Origin of the sequence: Streptomyces vilmorinianum (genome assembly GCF_005517195.1) — a bacterium.
In the GTDB taxonomy this organism is placed as follows: domain Bacteria; phylum Actinomycetota; class Actinomycetes; order Streptomycetales; family Streptomycetaceae; genus Streptomyces; species Streptomyces vilmorinianum.
On record NZ_CP040244.1, the window covers coordinates 4,855,014 to 4,874,074 of the forward strand.

Genomic DNA, 19,061 nt, shown 5'->3' on the forward strand with positions numbered 1-19,061 from the left:
GTCCACGGGAGGGGCGGTCATGGCGGACGAGTCGAACTGGGACGACTACCAGGGGGAGTCGGGCTCCACGGACGACGAGAGCGGTGTCTCGCTCTCCGGGGAGGTCTACGTCCGGGAGAGCCGGACCATCGAGGGCGGCACCAGCACCGAACGCCAGGAGGCCGGTGGCTCGTTGACGGTCGACTACCCCGACTCCTGGGGTCCCGCCGATGACGACGACAGCAGCGTCACCGTCAGCGGCGAGATCCACCACGAGAATGCGACCACCATCGAGGACGGCACCGTGACGGACACCTCGTCCTGGGGCGGCGACGCCTCGCTGGACTACTGACCCCCGAGGCCACCGAGGCTGTCAAGACGGCCGCGCCACTCGGCGAGCTGCGCGCGGGCCGCCTTGATGCCGTCGCGCTGGGCGGTCAGGTCGCGGACCGACGTCTGGGGGAGTTTGTCGACGGCCTTCCTCTGGAAACCGGTCAGCAGCGAGCCGGTTTCCCTCCGGGCCCGCTCCACCATCCGCGTGCGGACCTGCAGCCAGACGGGTGCGCAGCCGGTGTCCGGATCCGGGGAGAGCGCCTTCTCGATCTCCTTCCGCGTCCTGCCCATCGCCCGCAGTGTGTGGCCGAGATGGCCGCCGCCGAGATAGTGCTGGCCGATGAGGGCTATCCACACCGTCGGCAGCAGGGCGGCGACCAGCCCCCCGAACCCGTCGTTGGCCAGATCCTCGAACTCGTCGCCCGACGACTGGTAGTGGTAGCTCCCGACCGTGAACGAGACGGAGCTGTCGGCATGTCCGGGGTTCCCGGTGGCCCCGAGCGGAATCCGCGTGTCGTACTCGACGACGGCGGCCTCGGTGACCGCCCGCAGCTCCGCGCCCAGCCGCTCGAACGCCGCTTCGGCCTCGGCGGCCAGACCGGTCGCCGCCCGGGTCAGCAGCCCCTCGATCTCGTCGTTGAGCTTCTTCGCCTCCGCCTTCGGAAGCGTGAGGCCGGTGGTGATCCGGGACCTGATGCGATCGAGGTCGGCGCGGAGCGTGGCGGCGGTACGGAGCACGGTCGGTTCGATCTCGGCCCAGTCCGCCGCGCGGGAGGCCGCCTCCACCTCCCCCAGCCGCTTTCTCGTCGAGGCGGTCAGCTCCCGGGCGAGCGCGGCCGCCTCGCTCCGCGGGACCTTGCCGTCGAGGGAGCGATCGATACTCCGTGCCCGGTCGGCCAGCGCGGTGTCGAGCAGCGGAAGGGCGTACCGGGCGGCGGAGGCGGCGGTCGAGGCGACATTGCGCCGTACCCGGTCGGCCACCTCGGCGCGGAACGCCTTCCACTGCTCCTCCTCCTGCCTCGGGCCCGCGGCAGGCGCCGCCGCCGCACTGGCGGCCGGCAGGAAGGACGGCAGGTGCAGGGCGTGGATTCCGGCCCGCGCGAGGCCGAGCGTGCCGTCCGCGTCGGCGGGCAGCAGATACTCCGCGACGCTCCGTCGCCGCATGGTGAGGTGGTCCGCCAACCGCTCGGACGGGGGTGGCGCGACCTCGTTGAACACGATCGCGGCGACCTTCACCTCGTACGGGCTCTCGGCGAGTTCCCGTACGACGTCCGCCAGGGCGGCGATGCTGACCCTGCCGAAGCTGACGAGTACGGCGGTGAACGCGCTGCCCGCGAGGTCCTCGGCCGTCCGGGCGGTGACCTCCCGGGAGACGCTGTTGGCACCCGGCAGGTCGACCAGGCGCAGGCCCCCGCTGAGCAGGTCGGACCGCAGCCGGACCTCGCCGCGCAGCACGCGCCGGGTGTTCTCGGGGTTGTGCTCCTGGAGCAGCCAGCCGTCGAACCCCGCTCGGTCCGTCGGGTCGGCCCGCGGCGGGCCGCCGGGCTCCTCGGACGCGCGGAACACGGTGAAGCCCGGCGCGGCGCCCTCACCGTGCAGGATGTGGACCGGGGCGACGGTGCCGGGCAGGAAGGCGGAGGTGGGGGTGACATCGGCTTCGGCGAGCGCGCTGATGAGGGTGGACTTGCCCGCGCCCTCGGGGCCCACCACCACGAGGTGGCTGCGCTCGGCGGCTCGACGGACGGCGGCAAGGGCGTCCCGTACGGCTGGGGCGAGGGAGGGCAGGAGACCCTGGTGGCGCTGGAGGACGTCGAGGAGTTCGGTGACGGGGGGAGCCACGGTCGGGTCACCGCCGGGACTGGTACCGCCCTCGCCCGAGCCCCCCATCCGGTTGCCCCCCATCCGGTTGCCGCCCATCCGGTTGCCGCCCATCCGGTCGCCGCCCATCCGGTCGTCAGTCATGGAGCACTCCCGCCATCTCGTCGAGGTCCTGCCGCGAGGCGCTGTCCGTGGCACCCGGAACGGCCGGCACCGCCGGGACGGCCGTGGCCGCCTCCGACAGGGCCTGGCGGAAAGCGGTGCGGTAGAGGGAGTCGGCCGCGGCGAGGGGTTCGGCCGCGTCGGCGACCGGGGGGAAGGGCGGGCCGGTGACGGCGTAGTCAGGGTGGGTCAGGATGGCCAGCGAGTGCCGCAGCGAGGCGACCGCCGCCTCGCCCTGCCTCCGCCTCGCCTGCCGGGTGGCGACCGTGAGCAGGTGGAAGGCCGGGTCGGCGACCTGCCAGAGCGGGATGCCGAGGTCGGGCTCCCAGTCGGCCAGGGCACCGGCGCCGAGTGCGGCGGCGGCCTCGTCCAGGCGCTGCCGGTAGCGGGCGGAGTTGCCCAGGTAGTACGCGTCCACGGCGGCGGTCACCACGGCGGTCGCGGCCCGGGCGGCGATCTCGATGTCGACCCGTACCCGTTCCGTGTCGTCCGTGGGGACGGCCAGCCGGTGGCTGGCGGGCACCGAGGCGTTGAGTTCCGCGACGGCCTCCGGCGTCCAGCGGTCGGGGCGTGCGATGCGGTGCCGGTAGATGCTGCGCAGCCCCTCCGCCGGCGACTCGGCGCCCGCTCGCAGATGGCAGCCGCCGAGGCTGATGTCGAGGGTGTCGCGGAAGTAGCGCACCTGCACGACGAGGGTGGGTATGCCGTACAGGTCGTTCCAGTAGAAGGCGGCGTGCGGCCAGGCCAACGTCCGTAGCGAGTCCTGGAGTTCGATCAGCCCGTCGGCGGCGAGCCGGCGCCTGAGCGCGTCGATCACCGAGGCGCGCAGTCCCGCCCAGTGGCCCTCCGGGGAGCCGTGGAAGGTCGGCAGCAGGACGACCAGCGGGAGCGTCGTGAGGTCGGAGGAGAGCAGCCGCAGGCTCTCCCGGAGATGGCCGGGACCTTCCTCGACGGGGTAGCTGTCGATGAGCCTGCGGTTGCGGAGTGCCGCCAGATCGGTGTCGCGGCGCAGGCGGCTCTCCAGCTCGGCGATCCGGGTCAGGCGTTTGTGGCGGACGGCCTCCAGCTGGAGCTCGCGACCGAACCGGGCCTCTGCCTGGACCTTCTCGAAGTCCTGGCGCGAGGCCCTGGCCTGCTCCTCCGCCTTGAGTTGGCGATGAGTGTTGATGAGAGAGGCGGCGGCCTGTGCGGCTGCCCCCACGCCCAAGGAAACAGCTGGATACTCCACGATCTCCCCCTTGAGCCCCCTGAGCGCCTTGGCCCCCTTGAACCATGCGGTGCGCCCGGTCCGTCGCCGCATTCCTGTCCCGCTGCGGCCGTGTTATGCCGCCGGCGCCGACGACGCCGAGCACGCGCCCGCCGCTGTCATTCAGCGGCGGGCCGAGCGGACCCTCGACGGGCAGGTCTCGCCCCTCTTCACCACGCCGATCAGTACGGTCGCACGGCCGTCGAGCTCCACGCCCTGCGCCGGGTACTGCGTGCACACCTTCCAGTTCGGCGGCCACAGCACCCGCCGGTCGCGCCCGCCGGCGTCGTGGACGTCGACGCGGGTGCGGTGGTCGAGCGTGGTGAAGACCCGCCACAGGCCCTTGCCCAGGAAGCCGGGCATCGGCGCGGAGTCCTCCTCCGCCGCCACCGCCTCGCCCGAGGTGACGGCCGCCGCCGCTATCGCCAGGACCGCCCCCGCCCCGATGGCGCCGAGCAGGGCCGTCGCGCTCGGTGTCTCCCTGCGGCTCATGGCCCGGTCCTCTCCTCCGTCGTACACGGACGCCCCCGTGGGACCAGGATGGAGGGATCCGGTCCGCACGGGGGCGTGGGAAGGGCCGTACGGGTGAGGGTGCGGCCTCGCCCGGCGGGCCGGGTCAGTGGTGGGCGAGCACCAGCCGCGGCTCGTCGGCCGCCGGCTCCTCGGCCGGGTCGGGGCGCTGGATGAGCAGCGCGGTGACGACGCCGATGCCGAGCAGGGCGAGCGCCGTGTACATCGCGTGCTGGTAGCCGGCCTCGGTCGGGCCGCCCGCGTCGCTGCCCGCGGTGATCATCGCGGAGGCCAGGGCGATGCCGAGCGAGGCCCCGATGCCGAAGCAGGCGCCGTTGAGGCCGGAGAGCGAACCGGGCTTGTCCTTCGGGGCGGTGGTGACGGCGAGGCCGTTGAGGCCGGTCAGCATGAAGCCGCCGTACGTGACGCCGAGCGCGGCGAGCGAGGCGACCAGGATCCACTCGCTCCGCAGGAAGAGAGTGGCGAAGAGGAAGATCGCGAAGTTGGCGACCGCGCCGGTGACGACGATCCTGCGCCAGCCGATCTTCGGGCCGAGGCGCCCGGTCAGCGGGGCCGAGATCACGCCGATCAGCTGGATCGGGGTGAGGAAGAGCACGGCGGCGGTCACGGCTGACAGACCCAGGCCGACCCGCGCGTCCTGCGAGAAGAGCGGGATCGTGAGCGCGATGGCACCGAAGGCGCCGCCCAGGGTGCAGATCGTGGTGAGCAGCAGCGGCCAGGCGCGTCGCGAGGCGAGGACGTCGATGTCGATGACCGGGTTGGCGGCGCTCTTCTGCGAGACGACGAAGAAGACGAGGGAGGCGAGTCCGCCGAGCAGGAAGCCGAGGGTGAGGACGGAGGTCCAGCCCCAGGCGGCGCCCTGGGCGAGACCGACGAGGATGCCGGTGAGGCCGAGCGCGAGGGCGGCGATGCCCCGGGAGTCGAAGCGGCCCTCGGTCGCGGTGGCCGGGACGTCGGGGACGTACTTCCGTACGCCGATCAGGCCGGCGACGGCGATCAGGGTGGAGCAGACGAAGATGCCGCGGAAGCCGATGGTGTCGGCGATCTGGCCGCCGGCGATGGCGTCGACACCCGCGAGGCCGCCGTTGACGGCGGTGATGATCCCGGCGGCCTTGCCGAAGCCGGCCGGGGTCAGCAGCTGGTTGAGGGTGAGGAAGGCGAGGGTGAACATCGCGGCCGAGATGCCCTGGAGGACGCGGCCCGCGATGAAGATCTCGATGTTCGGCGCGAAGACGCAGAGCAGGTTTCCGGCGATCAGCACGAACGCGCAGACGATCATCATCGGCTTGCGGCCGCGCTGGTCGCTCAGGCGGGCGAGGGTGACCTGGCCGATGGCCGCCATCAGGAAGAACAGCGTCTGGGAGAGGCCGGCGGCGGCCGTGGTGGTGCCCAGGCGTTCGATGACATCCGGCAGTGCGGGGCTGAGCATCGTGGCGTTGATCTGGTACCCGAGAACGGCGAGCACCATCGCCAGGAGCATGGGCCCACGGCCCTTGAGGTCGGATGTTGCTGACATGGGGGCCCCTTTGCCTTGAATGTCACGTGATGACGCACGCCGCACGGCAAACTTGTCTGACAAGCGCGCGCAGAACAGAGTGAGTTCTACGCGCGTCACACGTCAAGTCCCTTTGACCTGTGATCACGGATACCGTTCACTTGCCGACAAGTGAGGCCGAGGAGGGGCAGTGGCAGTCAGCGGACAGCAGAGGCGACCGGTCGTGGTGCTCTACGAGCGGATCGCGGACGCCATCCACGACGGCACCTATCCCCCGGGCTCCACCCTCCCCTCCGAGCCGAAGCTCGCCGGCGAGCTGGGCGTGAGCCGGCCCGCCCTGCGCGAGGCCCTGCTGCTGCTCCAGGAGGACGGGCTGCTCTCGGTACGGCGCGGGGTGGGCCGCACGGTCAACGACCACCCGCCGCGACGCGGCTTCGAGCACATCCAGCCCCTGGAGGAGCTGATCGGCGCGGGCGCGCCGCTGCGCGTACGGGCGCTGCTTCGGGCCGTCGAGGAGCCCACCGACTTCACCACGCAGCACCTGCTGGCCCCGGCCAGGGCGGAGCTGCGGTTCTGGGAGTCGCTGCTGGCCGGAGAGGGTGCGGCGGCTGCGCTCAGCCAGGAATGGGCGGCGGCCGACGACGTACTGGAGCGGGCGCACCCGGCCTTCGCCGAGGCGCTGCGCACGGAGTCGGCGCCGGAGCGGACCTCGATGCTGGCGGTGCTCGCCGCCGCCTCGCGCGGGGTGCCGCTGGGCGCGCACAGCAGCGTCACCGCGACCCTGCTCGGCCAGCGCCGCGGCGATCAGCTCGGCCGCCCCGCCGACACCCCGGCGGTGCTGGTCACCCAGGTCGTACGGGTCGGGGACACCCCGGTCCTCGCGGCCAAGCACATGCTGCCGACGGGCGCCCCGGCGCTCCCCGTACTCCAGTCGAACTGAGCGGGCGCACCGGGCGGGCGACCGGCGTCACAGCACCCGGCCCCGGTCGTGGCGTACACTTCCGCGCCATGCACTTGTCTGACAACCCTGCCGCCCCGCTCAGCTCCCCGGTCTCCATACCCGTCGCCGAGTGGATCCGCCGCGCGCCGAAGGCCGTCCTCCACGACCACCTGGACGGCGGTCTGCGCCCCGCCACCATCGTCGAACTGGCCCGGGAGTGCGGCTACACCGCGCTGCCGACCGAGGACCCGGCCGAGCTCGCGGTCTGGTTCCGGGACGCCGCCGACTCCGGTTCGCTGGAGCGGTACCTGGAGACCTTCGCCCACACGTGCGCGGTGATGCAGACCCGCGAGGCGCTGCACCGGATCGCGGCCGAGTGCGGCGAGGACCTGGCCGCGGACGGGGTCGTCTACGCCGAGATCCGTTACGCCCCCGAGCAGCACCTGGAGGGCGGGCTGAGCCTCGACGAGGTCGTCGAGGCCGTGAACGACGGCTTCCGTGAGGGCGAGCGCCGCTCCGGCGGCCGGATCACCGTGCGCGCCCTGCTCACCGGCATGCGCCACACCGACCGCTCCCTGGAGATCGCCGAGCTCACCGTGGCCCACCGCGACCAGGGCGTGGCCGGCTTCGACATCGCCGGCGGCGAGATCGGCAACCCGCCGGCCCGCCACCTGCCCGCGTTCCAGCACCTCAAGCGGCACAACTGCCACTTCACGATCCACGCCGGCGAGGCCGTCGGCGCGGAGTCGATCCACGAGGCCGTCCAGATCTGCGGCACGGAGCGGATCGGCCACGGCGTGCGGATCACCGACGACATCGCCGAGGACGGCACGCTCGGCCACCTCGCCGCGTACGTCCGTGACAACCGGATCGCCATGGAGGTCTGCCCGACCTCCAACCTCCAGACCGGCGCGGCCAAGGACTACGCCTCGCACCCGATCGACGAGCTGCGGCGCCTCGGCTTCCGGATCACCCTCAACACGGACAACCGCCTGGTCTCGGGCACCACCATGAGCGAGGAGTTCCAGCACATGGCGGACGCCTTCGGCTACGGCCCGGAGGTCTTCCAGGAGTTCACGGTCGCCGCGCTCGACTCCGCCTTCCTGCCGCTGCCGGAGCGGCAGCGGCTGATCGACGAGGTCGTGCGCCCGGGCTACGCGGCGCTCGCCGCCCGCTAGCCCACGCGCCGGGCCCGGCTCGGAACCCTCCGAGCCGGGCCCGCGCCGCCCGCCCCCCTAGGCGGGTACGAGGGGCGCGCGCAGGGCCGCGGAGCGGTGCGGGGCGGCGGTGAGGCGCGCCTCGATGACGCCCCGGACCGCCGGCCACTCCTCGTCGAGGATCGAGTAGAAGGCGGTGCTGCGCACGGCGCCGTCGAGGCCTCGGGAATGGGCCCTGCGCACGCCTTCGCAGGTGGCGCCGAGCCGCTCGATGGCGGCCCGCGAGCGCAGGTTCCTGGCGTCGGCGCGCATCGAGATCCGCCGCACTCCCCACACCTCGAAGGCGTGGCGGAGCATCAGCAGCTTGGTCTCGGTGTTGATGCCGGAGCCCTGGGCCCTGGGGGCGAGCCAGGTGTTTCCGATCTCCGCGGCGTCCGGCACCGCGGTGGCCGGATCCCCGTACGGCACACCGGGCACGGAGGGCCAGACCAGCGGCCCCTGCCAGTAGTCGAGCTCCAGGAAGCGGGTCGAGCCGACGACCTGGCCGTCGGCGGTGTCGACGACGGCGAAAGCCAGCTGCCGGCCGGCCCTCTGTTCGTCGAGGGCCCGCTCGACATAGCTCCAGGCCGTGTCCAGATCGTGGGGCACGGGCGTGAAGCCGTACGTCGTACGGTCCTGTCCGCCGGCGGCGGCAAGGGCCGGGGCGTGCTGCGGGGCAAGGGGCTCAAGCCGAACCGAACGGCCGGTGAGCGCAACGGGAACTGGCACGGGGCCTTCGGTCCTTCTGCGAGGGGTGTGCTGCCTTTCTCACCGCGCCAGTGATCGCGATGTGAAGGCGGTGGCACAGTATCTGTCCCATCGCGGACGGATTGGGGAAAGAAAAGGTAAAGGCCAGCAGGCAGTCGGGTGAAGCCGAGCCCCTCGCCCCGGGGCCCGCGATTCACGATCGGGAAGGCGTCTACGAGCCCACGGTCCCTCGCACGACGGGCAGCTCCAGCGTCCCCGTCTCCTCGGGTCCGCCGACGACCGTCACCGTCTTGATCCCGCGGTTGCCGGTGTACGCCGTGTCGCTCGCGGCGATCACGAACTCCAGGCGGTGGCCCGTCTCGTAGCGGTGCACGATCCCTGGCAGCTCCACCGTGAAGGGCCGGGTGACATCCGGCACCCGCACCGGGGCGACGAGCCGGTTGACCAGCGTCTTCTTCCCGTCCGGCGCGATGTCGTAGACCTTGGCGAAGAGCACCAGCTTGTCGGCGGCGTCGCCGGAGTCCTGGACCCGCTCGGTCTGCGGGGAGACGACCCGGAGCGTCGCCTTCGGGGCGCCGACGAGGTCGACGGGGGCGGTGAGCGGGGCGCTGGTCCAGCCGAGAAAGGTGCCCTTGATGTCGTACGGCTGGGGGTCGGGCAGGCCGATCATTCCGGCGAGCGAGGACTCCGAGTGGCTCGTCGGGACGAGCCAGTTGCTGTACGCGCGCGAACCCCGGGCGACCTTGGCCCGGTTGTCGACGAGCTTGCCGTCCCCGGAGAGGTAGAGCTTCTGGCTGAGGGCCGGGACCGTGGCCGCGGTGCCGTAGCCGCTCTGCCAGGCGCGGTAGTAGGCGAACTCCGGGCCGGTGTCGGTGCTCCGGTCTCCGCCCAGGTACCGGTCGAACCAGGCGAGGACGCGCTGTCCGACGTAGCTGGTCTCCAGATTTCCCCGGCCGAGGTCGAGCTCGCCGGCGACGGGGTCGGAGATGCCTCCGCTGTGTCCCCAGGACTGCCAGATCATCTTGGTCTCGACGCCCCGCTCCTGGAGCTTCTCGTAGGTGTCCTGGGCCTCGTTGAGGTTGAAGAGGCTGTCGGACTGGCCCTGGACGATCAGGGTCGGTGCCGTGACCCGGTCGAGGTACGAGGCCGGGGACACGCTCCGGGCGAAGTCGAGCATCTTCTCCGTCTCGGCCTGCGGGTAGCGGCCGGAGTTGAGCAGCCGGACGGTCTCGCAGGCGTCGGTGACGAAGTGCAGACAGCCGAGGCTGTTGATCCGGGTGGGGTCGAGGGAGGGGACGAGCAGCGGCTGCCCCTCCCCCATGAGGTAGAAGCCGTTGGCCCACTGCCATTTGAAGACGCCGGGGGTGGCGCGGTCGGCGCCGTTGGGGGCGAGCGAGTAGGCGAGGTCGTTCCAGGTGATGAGCGGGACGAGGGCGTCGAGCCGGGGATCGACGGAGGCGGTGGCGAGCTGGATGGCGCCTCCGTAGGAGCCGCCGATCATGCCGACGCGCGGGTCGCCCGTACGGTCCTGGGTGACGAAGTCGGCGCGGGTGCCGTCGTCGGCGGCGCGGGTCCCGCCGAGGAAGTCGACGAGCCGGGAGGCGGCCTGTCCGTCGATCCGCGGGTCGTCGAGGGAGATCAGGCAGCCGGACTTCCCGAAGCCGAGCCCGGAGTAGACGAGAGAGACGTACCCCCGCGCGGCGAAGGCCTTCCCGATGGCGTCGGTGGACCCGTCCGCCTTGCTGCCGCCGAAGCCGTTGGTGGCGAGCACGGCGGGCGCGGGGTGTGCGGCGTCCACCCCGGCCGGCCGGTAGAGATCGGCGTCGACCGCGCAGGTGCGCCCGCCCGCCTCGACGGTGAACCGCAGCGGGGTGACGGTGTACGGGGCGGGTTCGGAGCCGTACACCGGCCCCGCGAGGGCGAGTGGTGCAGCCAGCGCCGTACTCGCGGCAAGGGCGAGAAGTCTCCGGGACAGGGGCAGCGCACGGGACACGGACACGGGGCCTCCACACTGAGGATTACCGACTGGTAAGTACCGAGCCGGGCCCATCGTGTGACACGTGTCAGACCGCGTCAACGCGCCTGACAGGGGTTATTGACGGAGATTCAGTGAAGGTCCGGTGGCCCGCTTCAGGCGAGCGCCGGAACGTCCAGCGTGAGTGTGGCGGACTCCGCGTCCAGGACGCCCGGCACCCCCAGCGGGAAGGTCAGCGCGGTCTCGCTGTGGCCGAAGCCCATCTCCTCCACCACCGGGACGCCGAGGCCGCCCAGCCGGTCGGCGAGCACCGCCCGGACCTCGTCGTACGGACCGCACTCCTCCCACGAGCCGAGGCCGATGCCCGCGACCCCGTCCAGCCATCCGGAGCGCAGCAGTTGGGTGAGGATGCGATCCAGGCGGTACGGCTCCTCCCCCACGTCCTCCAGGAGCAGCAGGCCCCCGCGGGCCGAGGGGCGGGCGTGCGGGGTGGCGAGATCGGCGGCGAGGAGGCTGACGCAGCCGCCGAGGGTGACACCGCGGGCCCGGCCGCCGACGAGGGTCCGGGCGCTCTCCAGGCCGAGGGTGCGGACGGAGTCGGGCTCGAAGAGGGTGGCCCGCAGGGACTCCTGGGTGCGGGGGTCCTTGAGGAAGGTGCCCGCCGCGACCATCGGCCCGTGCAGGGTGGCGAGGCCCGTGCGGACGGCGAACGCCTCGTGCAGGGCGGTGATGTCGCTGTAGCCGACGAACACCTTGGGTCCCGCGGCCCGGATCGCCGGCCAGTCGAGCAGGTCCACCATCCGCTGGACCCCGTAGCCGCCCCGGGCGCAGATCACCGCGGAGACGGCGGGGTCGCACCAGGCCTCCTGAAGGTCACGGGCGCGGGCCTCGTCCGTACCGGCGACATAGTCCAACCCGGGGTGGACGTCGAGGACATGGGGCGCCACGACCGGTTCCAGGTCCCAGCCGCGCAGGACGTCGAGGCCGGCCGTGAGCCGCTCCTCCGGGACCGGCCCGCTGGGTGCGACGACGGCGACCCGGGAGCCGGGGCGCAGTCGCGGGGGCCGGGTCAGCGCGGTCACCGTCACTTCTTCAGCTCCAGCTGGGGGACGTCGGGCCGGGCGATGCCGAAGGTCTGTGCGTACAGGGAGAGTTCGGCCTCGAGGGCGCGGATCATCGTCTCGGCCCGCCGGAAGCCGTGGCTCTCGCCCTCGAAGGCGATGGAGGCGTGCGGGATCCCCCGCCCCGCCATCCGCGCCAGGAACCGCTCGCTCTGCGCCGGCGGGCAGATCGGGTCGTCGAGCCCCTGGAGCAGCAGGAAGGGGACGGAGATCCGCTCGACGTGGTCCAGCGGCGAGCGCTCCTGGTAGCGGGCGGGCACCTCGGCGAGGGGGCCGATGAGCGACTCCAGGTACTGGGACTCGAAGTCGTGGGTCTCGTCGGTGGCCCAGCCCATCAGGTCGAGGATGGGGTAGATGATCGTGCCGCAGGTGTACACCTCGGAGGTGACGAGGGAGGCGGCGGTGGTCCAGCCGCCCGCGCTCCCGCCCCGGATGGCCAGCCGCGCCGGGTCGGCGGTGCCCTCGGCGGCGAGCGCCTCGGCGACGGCGGCGCAGTCCTCGACGTCGACCACGCCCCACTGCTCGCGCAGCCGTTCGCGGTACTCCCGCCCGTAGCCGGTGGAGCCGCCGTAGTTGACCTCGGCGACGCCGATCCCCCGGGAGGTGAAGTAGGCGATCTCCAGATCGAGGACGAGCGGGGCGTGTCCGGTCGGCCCGCCGTGCGCCCACACCACGTAGGGCGGCAGCTCCTCGCCGGGGGCGATCCGGTCGGGGCTGTGCGGCGGGTAGACGTGGGCGTGGATCTCGCGGTTGTCGGGTCCGGTGAAGGTGCGGATCTGCGGCTCGGGGTAGTACGACGGGTCGACCGGGTCGTCGTGCGCGGAGCCGATGACCCGGGCCCTGCCGGTACGGGTGTCCAGCTCCACGACCTCGTAGGCGCTGCGCGGGCTGGCGGCGACGCCGACGACGCGGGTGCCGTGCACGGCGAGGGTGGAGGCCCACTCGGTCCAGGGGCCGGCCGCGTCCACGAGCTCGCCGCTGTCGGGGTCGAGTATCCCCAGAGCGGTGGCTCCCTTGCCGTGGATGACGGCGACGAGACCGTTGTCCAGGGGGTGGAACCAGCCGAGGCCGATCTTCCACAGCGGTCCGCCGAACTCCTCGGGCCGGGGGCACAGGGCGACCGGCTCGCCGTCGTCGCCGTGGCGGTAGAGGTTCCACCAGCCGCTGCGGTCGCTGACGTACAGGAGCTGTCCGTCGGCGCTCCAGCAGGCCTGGGGCACCGACTCCTCGGGTCCGCCGGCGACGGGTCGCGCGCCGTGGAGGGTGCCGTCGGGTGTGACGTCGGCGAGGATCACCGCGGTGCCGTCCCAGGGCATGCGGGGGTGGTCCCAGGCGATCCAGGCCGCCTGCCGTCCGTCGGGGGAGAGCCGGGGTCCGGTGACGAACCGGTGGCGGTCGTCGGAGAGTTCGCGTACGGCCCCACGGTCCCGCGCGGCCGATCCGTCCAGGGGTACGGCGGCGAGCACCCGGCGCACGTCGGTGGGGGCGGGGCCGGTGAACTCCTCCAGGACGCACCAGATCTCGCCGCGTTCGGGGTGGATCACGGGGTCGACCCAGCGCAGTCCGCCTCCGACGGCGGAGAGGGGGGTGAGCGGCCGGGGCTCGGCGGCCGGTTCCCGGTCGGGCTCGTACGCGTACAGCCGCTGGTCGGGGAAGTGGCTGAACACGACGAGCGGGCCGTCGTCCTCGCGGGCCAGGCCCGCCCAGGGCTGTCCGCCGTACTCGACGACCCGGCTGCGGACGTTCCACGGGGCGGGGAGCACCGACTCCTCGGTGCCGTCGGCCCGTCGGCGTACGAGCGCGCGCCGGCCGCCCTCGGTGGGGCGGGGCGCGGTCCACCACACCTCGTCGCCGACGACGCCGACGTACTCGGGCCGCCCGTCGTGGCGGGCGGCGAGCGCGGCGTCGATGGGGGAAGGCCAGGTCCCGTAGGCCCCCGTGGGTACCATGTCGACTCCCCTTACGCGGACTTCAGATAGTGGTCGAGGACGCGGACGCCGAAGTGCAGGGCGTCGACGGGGACGCGCTCGTCGACTCCGTGGAAGAGCGCGCCGTAGTCGAGGTCCGGGGGCAGCCTCAGCGGTGAGAAGCCGTAGCCGGTGATGCCGAGCCGGGAGAACTGCTTGGCGTCGGTGCCGCCGGACATGGCGAACGGGACGACGTGTCCGTCCGGGTCGAAGTGCTCGACGGCGGCGCGCAGCTTGGCGAAGGTGGGCGAGTCGACCGGGGCCTCCAGCGGGACCTCGCGGTGGTGGAACTCCCATGCCACGTCCGGTCCGGTGAGCCGGTCCATCGTCTCGGCGAACTCCTCCTCGCCGCCCGCCAGCATCCGGCCGTCGACGTACGCGACGGCGTGCCCGGGGATGACGTTGACCTTGTAACCGGCCTCCAGCATGGTCGGGTTGGCGCTGTTGCGCACGGTCGGCTCGACCAGCGCGGCGGCCGGGCCGAGCTTCTCCAGGAGCTGGTCGACGTCGAAGCCGTCGGCGCTCACGTCGGTCTCGATGCCGTACAGGGCGGCCAGTTCGGTGAGTGCGGCGCGTACGGTCGGGGTGAGGCGGACGGGCCAGGGGTGGGCGCCGATGCGGGCCACGGCGGCGGCGAGCCGGGTGACCGCGTTGGCCGTGTTCACCTTGGAGCCGTGTCCGGCTGTGCCGTGGGCGGTGAGCTTGACCCAGGCGGTGCCGCGCTCGCCGGCGGCGATCGGGTAGAGCGTCATGCCGGGGGCCGGGTGGAAGCTGAACGCCCCGGATTCGCTGATGCCCTCGGTGCAGCCCTCGAAGAGCCCGGGGTGGTGGCCGGCGAGGAAGCCCGAGCCGTCCTCGGCGCTGGCCTCCTCGTCGGCGGTGTAGGCGAGGACGATGTCGCGGCGCGGCCGGATGCCCCGGCGGGCCCAGGAACGGACGACGGCGAGGACCATCGCGTCCATGTTCTTCATGTCGACGGCGCCGCGCCCCCAGACCACTCCGTCGCGGACCTCGCCGGAGAAGGGGTGGACGGCCCAGTCGGCGGGCTCGGCGGGGACGACGTCCAGATGGCCGTGGACGAGCAGGGCGTCGGCGGAGGGGTCGGTGCCCTCGATGCGCGCCACCACGTTGGTGCGGCCGGGAGTCCGTTCGAGGAGGGCGGGTTCGAGTCCGACGGCCGCGAGGCGTTCGGCGACGTACTCGGCCGCGGGCCGTTCCCGGCAGTCTCCGCCGCCCCTGTTGGTCGTGTCGATCCGGATCAGCTCGGAGGTGAAGGTCACCACCTCGTCGAGCGCCGTGCTGTCCACGTCGTCAGCCATACTGCTCCTCCACCGCGGCCGAGACGATGGTCGTGACCGCCTTGAACGTGCGAATGCCCTCGTACATCGTCTCGCTGGTGTACGCGACCCGGCGCTCGCCGCTCCGCGCCACGCCGGGCACGACCGTGGCGGCCGCCCCCAGATGATCGGCGTCGAACTCCAGCTCGACCGTGAAGGGCCCGCCCCGCGCCGGCTCGTGCCGTACGGCGAGGGCGGCCGCCGCCTTCGCGGCGGCCCGGATCTCGCTCGCCGTACGCTTCGGGGTCCGGCACACCGCCGCGTACCGCGAGACGTGGTCCTTGACCGCGACCTTGAGCGCCCCGGGCGCGTATCCGAGGGCGTCCTCGCAGGTCAGGTCGTCGCCGGTGACGAGCACGACGGGCACTCCGTACTCCGCCACGACACGGGCGTTCAGCAGGCCCTCGCTCGCCCGCTCGCCGTTCAGCCAGACGCCGGTGAGGGAGTTGGCGAGGTAGGTGTGCGCGAGGACGCCCTCGGCTCCCGCGCCCGTGTGGTAGCCGACGAAGGCGATGCCGTCGACGTCGCCGTGCTGCACGCCCTCCACCATGGAGAGGGACTTGTGGCGGCCGGTGAGCATCTCGGCCCGCTCGTCGAGCTGTTCGAGGAGCAGGTTCCGCATCGACCAGTGCGCCTCGTTGATCAGCACCTCGTCGGCGCCGCCGTCGAAGAAGCCGAGGACCGCCGCGTTCACGTCGGAGGTGAACATGGACCGGCAGCGCTCCCACTGGGGGGTGCCGGGCAGCACATCGGCGGGCCAGGTGACGCCGGTGGCGCCTTCCATGTCGGCACTGATCAGGATCTTCATGGCTCTCCTGTTTCCCCGAGGCCGGGACGGTACACCCCGCGGGCGCCGACGGCTGTGGGCCAGGGCCACATTGTGGTGCACGCCTCCCCGGCCGGGCCAGGCCCCGGCCGAGGGGCGACGCCGGGCTCAGGAGGTGGTCAGCCGGACCACGTCCCCCCACTCGCCGCCCGCGAGGACCTCGATCCGGACTCCGCCGTCCGGGTCGGTGAAGGTCTGGCCCGGCCGGTACGCCCCCAGGTCCAGCGGGGTGCAGCCGGCGGGCGGGGTGGTGTCGGGACGGCCGTTCATGACGCGGACGGGGCCCTCGCCGGTCGGGGTCGCGGAGTCGACCCGGTAGATGAGGACTCCGCTGGAGCAGGCGGAGCGGTCGTTGCCCTCGGCGCGGCGGGACTCGGCGACGTACGCCGTGGTGGCGCCGGTGCGCAGGACGGCGATCTTGGTTCCGCCGGGGCGCTCCACGGGGCTCAGGAGTACCGTGCGCCGCCCTGGTGCGGAGAGACAGGCGACCTGGTCGTCGCGGGTCCAGCCGAGCTTCCAGGAGTGCCAGCCGAGGTACTGCGGGGCGTGTCCGGCGATGTTGCCCATGACGTCCCAGCCGCCCACGTACTGGTGGGTGGCGCCGGTGAAGGAGTACAGGTCGGGCAGGCCGAAGGTGTGGGCGGTCTCGTGGGCGACGACCTTGTGGCCCCAGCGCCACAGGTCCTGGCCGAAGGTGACGGCCCATTTGAGGCGGGTGCCGTCGGCGGTCACGCCGGGGCCGGCGGGGTCGTAGAGGTAGGTCGGGGAGAACGGGATCGCGGTGGCCGCCCTGGTGGGGACGATGTTCACCATGTCGTAGCGGGAGAAGTCCGCGTACGGGTCGGCGGCGGCGATCGCGTCGCGCACGTACGCCTCGTGGGCCTCGAAGGTGAGGCCGCGCTGGAATCCGTACGAGACGGAGTCCGCCGGCATGCGGATCCAGCGGTGCAGGGAGCTGACGGCGAGTTCGGCGCGGCCGTAGCTGGCCGTGCGCATCCAGTCGGCGGCGGGGGCGAGCTGGGCGGCGTAGGCGGAGGTGGGGTCGCCGTCGGGGTCGGCCTGGGCGTCGGGGAAGTCCACGAAGAGGGTCAGGACCCGGCGGGTTCCGGTGGAGGGCTGGAACTGTACGGGGTCGGTGTCGTGGCCCTCGTCGGTCCAGCCGGTCCGGCCGGGCAGCGCGCAGTCGGTGGCCGGGGCGGGGGCGGCGAACGGCTGCGGGCGCGCGTGGGCGGTGGGGGCGGTCAGGACGGCGAGGCAGGAGGCGGAGGCGAGGAGGGCGGCGGCGAGGCGGGGCATCGGGGCAGGCACGTGCGGATCTCCCGTCGGAGGCTGGGGGGAAAGGTGAGGTCTTACGCGCGGCCGGCGGCCAGGTCCATGAGGCGGGCGAGGACGCGGTCGCCGGAGGTGTGGACGCCGTCGTGTTCCCACTCGTTGGTGACCCAGACGCGGGTGGAGCCGACCGCGCGAGCCGTACGCAGGGAGAGTCCTGCGTCGACGTACATGTCGTCGTGGTAGACGACCGCGGCGAGGGGGACCTCGTTGACGGCGAGGCGGTGCGGGTCGTACAGGGGCGGCCAGTCGGTGCGCGCCGCGAGGAGTTCGGCGGCCTCGGCGAAGGGGCGCAGGCCCCTGATGTCCCGGAACATCCAGGGGTACATCATCTCGCCCGTGAGGAGGAGGGGGTCGGCGTCCTCGGCGAACTCGGGGAAGTCGGCGAGCGCACGGGACGCCGCCCAGGCGGTCGGGCCGGCCCCTTGTCCGTACAGGGTCTCCTGCAGGACGGCGAAGAGCGGGTTGTCGGTGAAGCCGGTCAGGGTCGTCACCTGGTGGAGGAAGGTGTCGGTCAACTCGCCGCGCTCGTCGAGGGCTTCGTCGAGCAGCCAGTGGACGCGCTCGAAGCCGTCGCCCATGCCGAGGGCGAGGCCGAGGGTGCGCAGCCGGCGCGGGGTGAGCCGGTCCCCGTCCGGGAGACGTGTGTCGTCCGTGGCGAGGAGGTCGGCGATCTTTCGCAGGAGCGGGGCGTCGTCGGGGTAGCGGGCGTAGAAGTCGTGGACGCGGTCGCGGACGCGGGGGTAGGTGCGGGCGTACACGTCGTCGGCGGTGGCGGTGAGGCCGGGCAGTCCGCCGGTGACGTAGCAGGCGCGCAGGCCCTCGGGGGCCCGGGAGAGATAGGTGAGGGTGAGGAAGCCTCCGTAGCTCTGACCGAGGGTCTCCCAGGGCGTGTCGCCGCACAGCCTGCGGCGGATCAGTTCCGCGTCGGCCACGATCGAGTCGGCCCGGAAGTGGCCGAGATACGCGGCGAGTCGCTCCGCCGAGGGGAAGCGGGACGCGGACCGCGCGGTGATCGGGGTGGAGCGGCCGGTGCCGCGCTGGTCGAGGAGCAGCACGCGGTGGGTCTTCAGGGCGTGGTCCAGCCATCCGGGCGAACCGGCGGACGGGCGGGGCGACTTGCCGCCGGGTCCGCCCTGGAGGTAGAGCAGCCAGGGGAGTTGCTCGCCGGAGCGGGCCGGGTCGGCGACCTCCCGGGCGAAGACGTCGAGGGTGGGCCCGTCGGGGACCTGGTGGTCCAGGGGGACGGTGAAGACATGGTCGACGGTCGCGTACGCGGGGTTCATCCGATCCCTCCACTATAACATGTGACATTTCACCGGTACGTACAGGCCTGCCCAGGCGCCGGAAGGCCGGCGCCAGGGGGTGTCAGCCCGCGGTCTCGGCCGCCCGCTCGCTCTTCGCCCACAGGGAGCGGACGTGGCCCAGGTGCCGCTTCATGCACCGCTCCGCGCCCTTGGCGTCCCCCGCGAGCATCAGGTCGAGGAGCTCCAGGTGCTCCTCGGCCGACGGGATCAGCTCGCCGCGCTCGTCCAGGGCGGTGAGCCCGTACAGCCGGGACCGCTTGCGCAGTTCGCCGACGGTCTCGACGAGCCGCTCGTTGCCCGCGAGGCCGAGCAGCGTGAGGTGGAACTGCCGGTCCGCCTCCAGGTAGCCGATGAGGTCGTGGTCCCGGGCCGCGCGCACGATCGCCTCGGCGACCGGCCGCAGCGCCTCCAGGTCCTCGCGGGCGGCGGTCCTGGCGACCCGGCCGACGACGGGGATCTCGATGAGCGCGCGGATCTCGGTGTACTGGTCGAGGTCGCGTTCGTCCACCTCGGTGACCCGGAACCCCTTGTTGCGGACCGGCTCGACCAGCCCCTCGCGCGCGAGGTCGAGCATCGCCTCGCGCACGGGGGTGGCGGAGATGCCGAAGTCCTCGGCGAGCGCCGGCGCGGAGTACACCACGCCGGGCCGCAGCTCGCCCGAGATCAGGGCGGCGCGCAGGGCATGGGCGACCTGGTCGCGCAGCCGCTCCCGGGAGGCGTTGAGGTCGCGGTGCTTCAGGTGCCCCATGGCGACGGTGATCCCTTCGTTCGGGTTTGGACCACCACCGTAC

At 72.9% G+C, this 19,061-nt stretch carries 16 protein-coding genes; 3 read left to right on the forward strand and 13 right to left on the reverse strand.

The window, feature by feature from the left end:
• Positions 1–19: 19 nt before the first annotated feature.
• On the forward strand, positions 20–331 hold the full coding sequence (locus tag FDM97_RS22735) for a hypothetical protein (protein WP_137992346.1): 312 nt from the start codon (positions 20–22) through the stop codon (positions 329–331).
• On the opposite strand, the gene FDM97_RS22740 is transcribed toward FDM97_RS22735, so the two are convergent.
• From FDM97_RS22740 to FDM97_RS22755, 4 genes are all read right to left on the reverse strand, one after another.
• Entirely contained in the window at positions 325–2,274 is a 1,950-nt protein-coding gene (locus FDM97_RS22740) for a dynamin family protein (RefSeq protein ID WP_137992347.1), read from the reverse strand. The genes FDM97_RS22735 and FDM97_RS22740 overlap by 7 nt on opposite strands.
• On the reverse strand, positions 2,267–3,493 hold the full coding sequence (locus tag FDM97_RS22745; protein ID WP_137992348.1) for a hypothetical protein: 1,227 nt from the start codon (positions 3,491–3,493) through the stop codon (positions 2,267–2,269). The genes FDM97_RS22740 and FDM97_RS22745 overlap by 8 nt, the downstream gene beginning before the upstream one ends.
• 168 nt (positions 3,494–3,661) lie before the next feature.
• A complete protein-coding gene (locus tag FDM97_RS22750) occupies positions 3,662–4,030 on the reverse strand; it encodes a hypothetical protein (protein WP_137992349.1) in 369 nt (122 codons plus the stop codon).
• Between the two features lie 124 nt (positions 4,031–4,154).
• On the reverse strand, positions 4,155–5,585 hold the full coding sequence (locus FDM97_RS22755) for an MFS transporter (RefSeq protein WP_137992350.1): 1,431 nt from the start codon (positions 5,583–5,585) through the stop codon (positions 4,155–4,157).
• Between the two features lie 169 nt (positions 5,586–5,754).
• Between FDM97_RS22755 and FDM97_RS22760 the strand changes: the two genes are divergently transcribed.
• Together FDM97_RS22760 and FDM97_RS22765 are read left to right on the forward strand one after the other, a co-directional pair.
• Positions 5,755–6,504: a GntR family transcriptional regulator gene (locus FDM97_RS22760; protein ID WP_137992351.1), complete on the forward strand. Its 750-nt coding sequence runs from the start codon at positions 5,755–5,757 to the stop codon at positions 6,502–6,504.
• A 68-nt stretch (positions 6,505–6,572) separates the two neighbouring features.
• Positions 6,573–7,682: an adenosine deaminase gene (locus FDM97_RS22765; RefSeq protein ID WP_137992352.1), complete on the forward strand. Its 1,110-nt coding sequence runs from the start codon at positions 6,573–6,575 to the stop codon at positions 7,680–7,682.
• Between the two features lie 57 nt (positions 7,683–7,739).
• On the opposite strand, the gene FDM97_RS22770 is transcribed toward FDM97_RS22765, so the two are convergent.
• From FDM97_RS22770 to FDM97_RS22810, 9 genes are all read right to left on the reverse strand, one after another.
• Complete coding sequence (locus FDM97_RS22770) at positions 7,740–8,429, reverse strand: GNAT family N-acetyltransferase (protein WP_137992353.1); 690 nt, start codon at positions 8,427–8,429, stop codon at positions 7,740–7,742.
• Between the two features lie 190 nt (positions 8,430–8,619).
• Positions 8,620–10,401, reverse strand: a complete 1,782-nt coding sequence (locus FDM97_RS22775) for a CocE/NonD family hydrolase (RefSeq protein WP_254705949.1) — start codon at positions 10,399–10,401, stop codon at positions 8,620–8,622.
• 137 nt (positions 10,402–10,538) lie between these two features.
• Positions 10,539–11,471 (reverse strand): S66 peptidase family protein, encoded by a 933-nt coding sequence (locus FDM97_RS22780; protein ID WP_137992355.1) that lies wholly within the window; start codon positions 11,469–11,471, stop codon positions 10,539–10,541.
• The gene (locus FDM97_RS22785; protein WP_137992356.1) at positions 11,468–13,453 is read right to left on the reverse strand and encodes a S9 family peptidase; all 1,986 of its coding nucleotides are present in this window, start codon (positions 13,451–13,453) and stop codon (positions 11,468–11,470) included. The genes FDM97_RS22780 and FDM97_RS22785 overlap by 4 nt, the downstream gene beginning before the upstream one ends.
• A gap of 11 nt (positions 13,454–13,464) precedes the next feature.
• On the reverse strand, positions 13,465–14,790 hold the full coding sequence (locus tag FDM97_RS22790; RefSeq protein ID WP_137992357.1) for a M20/M25/M40 family metallo-hydrolase: 1,326 nt from the start codon (positions 14,788–14,790) through the stop codon (positions 13,465–13,467).
• Entirely contained in the window at positions 14,783–15,616 is an 834-nt protein-coding gene (locus FDM97_RS22795) for a M55 family metallopeptidase (RefSeq protein WP_137992358.1), read from the reverse strand. The genes FDM97_RS22790 and FDM97_RS22795 overlap by 8 nt, the downstream gene beginning before the upstream one ends.
• Positions 15,617–15,742: 126 nt before the next feature.
• Positions 15,743–16,930, reverse strand: a complete 1,188-nt coding sequence (locus FDM97_RS22800) for a M6 family metalloprotease domain-containing protein (protein ID WP_137994972.1) — start codon at positions 16,928–16,930, stop codon at positions 15,743–15,745.
• Between the two features lie 53 nt (positions 16,931–16,983).
• Complete coding sequence (locus FDM97_RS22805) at positions 16,984–18,249, reverse strand: alpha/beta fold hydrolase (protein WP_137992359.1); 1,266 nt, start codon at positions 18,247–18,249, stop codon at positions 16,984–16,986.
• A gap of 82 nt (positions 18,250–18,331) precedes the next feature.
• Positions 18,332–19,018: a GntR family transcriptional regulator gene (locus tag FDM97_RS22810; RefSeq protein WP_137992360.1), complete on the reverse strand. Its 687-nt coding sequence runs from the start codon at positions 19,016–19,018 to the stop codon at positions 18,332–18,334.
• Positions 19,019–19,061: the final 43 nt, after the last annotated feature.

What these genes read in the sequence shown, in the direction of transcription:
- FDM97_RS22805 (WP_137992359.1), bottom strand. Translation starts at nt 18,249, where the DNA reads ATGAACCCCGCGTACGCGACCGTCGACCATGTCTTCACCGTCCCCCTG.
- FDM97_RS22810 (WP_137992360.1), bottom strand. Translation starts at nt 19,018, where the DNA reads ATGGGGCACCTGAAGCACCGCGACCTCAACGCCTCCCGGGAGCGGCTG.
- FDM97_RS22765 (WP_137992352.1), top strand. Translation starts at nt 6,573, where the DNA reads ATGCACTTGTCTGACAACCCTGCCGCCCCGCTCAGCTCCCCGGTCTCC.
- FDM97_RS22785 (WP_137992356.1), bottom strand. Translation starts at nt 13,453, where the DNA reads ATGGTACCCACGGGGGCCTACGGGACCTGGCCTTCCCCCATCGACGCC.
- FDM97_RS22790 (WP_137992357.1), bottom strand. Translation starts at nt 14,790, where the DNA reads ATGGCTGACGACGTGGACAGCACGGCGCTCGACGAGGTGGTGACCTTC.
- FDM97_RS22755 (WP_137992350.1), bottom strand. Translation starts at nt 5,585, where the DNA reads ATGTCAGCAACATCCGACCTCAAGGGCCGTGGGCCCATGCTCCTGGCG.
- FDM97_RS22740 (WP_137992347.1), bottom strand. Translation starts at nt 2,274, where the DNA reads ATGACTGACGACCGGATGGGCGGCGACCGGATGGGCGGCAACCGGATG.
- FDM97_RS22800 (WP_137994972.1), bottom strand. Translation starts at nt 16,930, where the DNA reads ATGCCCCGCCTCGCCGCCGCCCTCCTCGCCTCCGCCTCCTGCCTCGCC.
- FDM97_RS22750 (WP_137992349.1), bottom strand. Translation starts at nt 4,030, where the DNA reads ATGAGCCGCAGGGAGACACCGAGCGCGACGGCCCTGCTCGGCGCCATC.
- FDM97_RS22795 (WP_137992358.1), bottom strand. Translation starts at nt 15,616, where the DNA reads ATGAAGATCCTGATCAGTGCCGACATGGAAGGCGCCACCGGCGTCACC.
- FDM97_RS22735 (WP_137992346.1), top strand. Translation starts at nt 20, where the DNA reads ATGGCGGACGAGTCGAACTGGGACGACTACCAGGGGGAGTCGGGCTCC.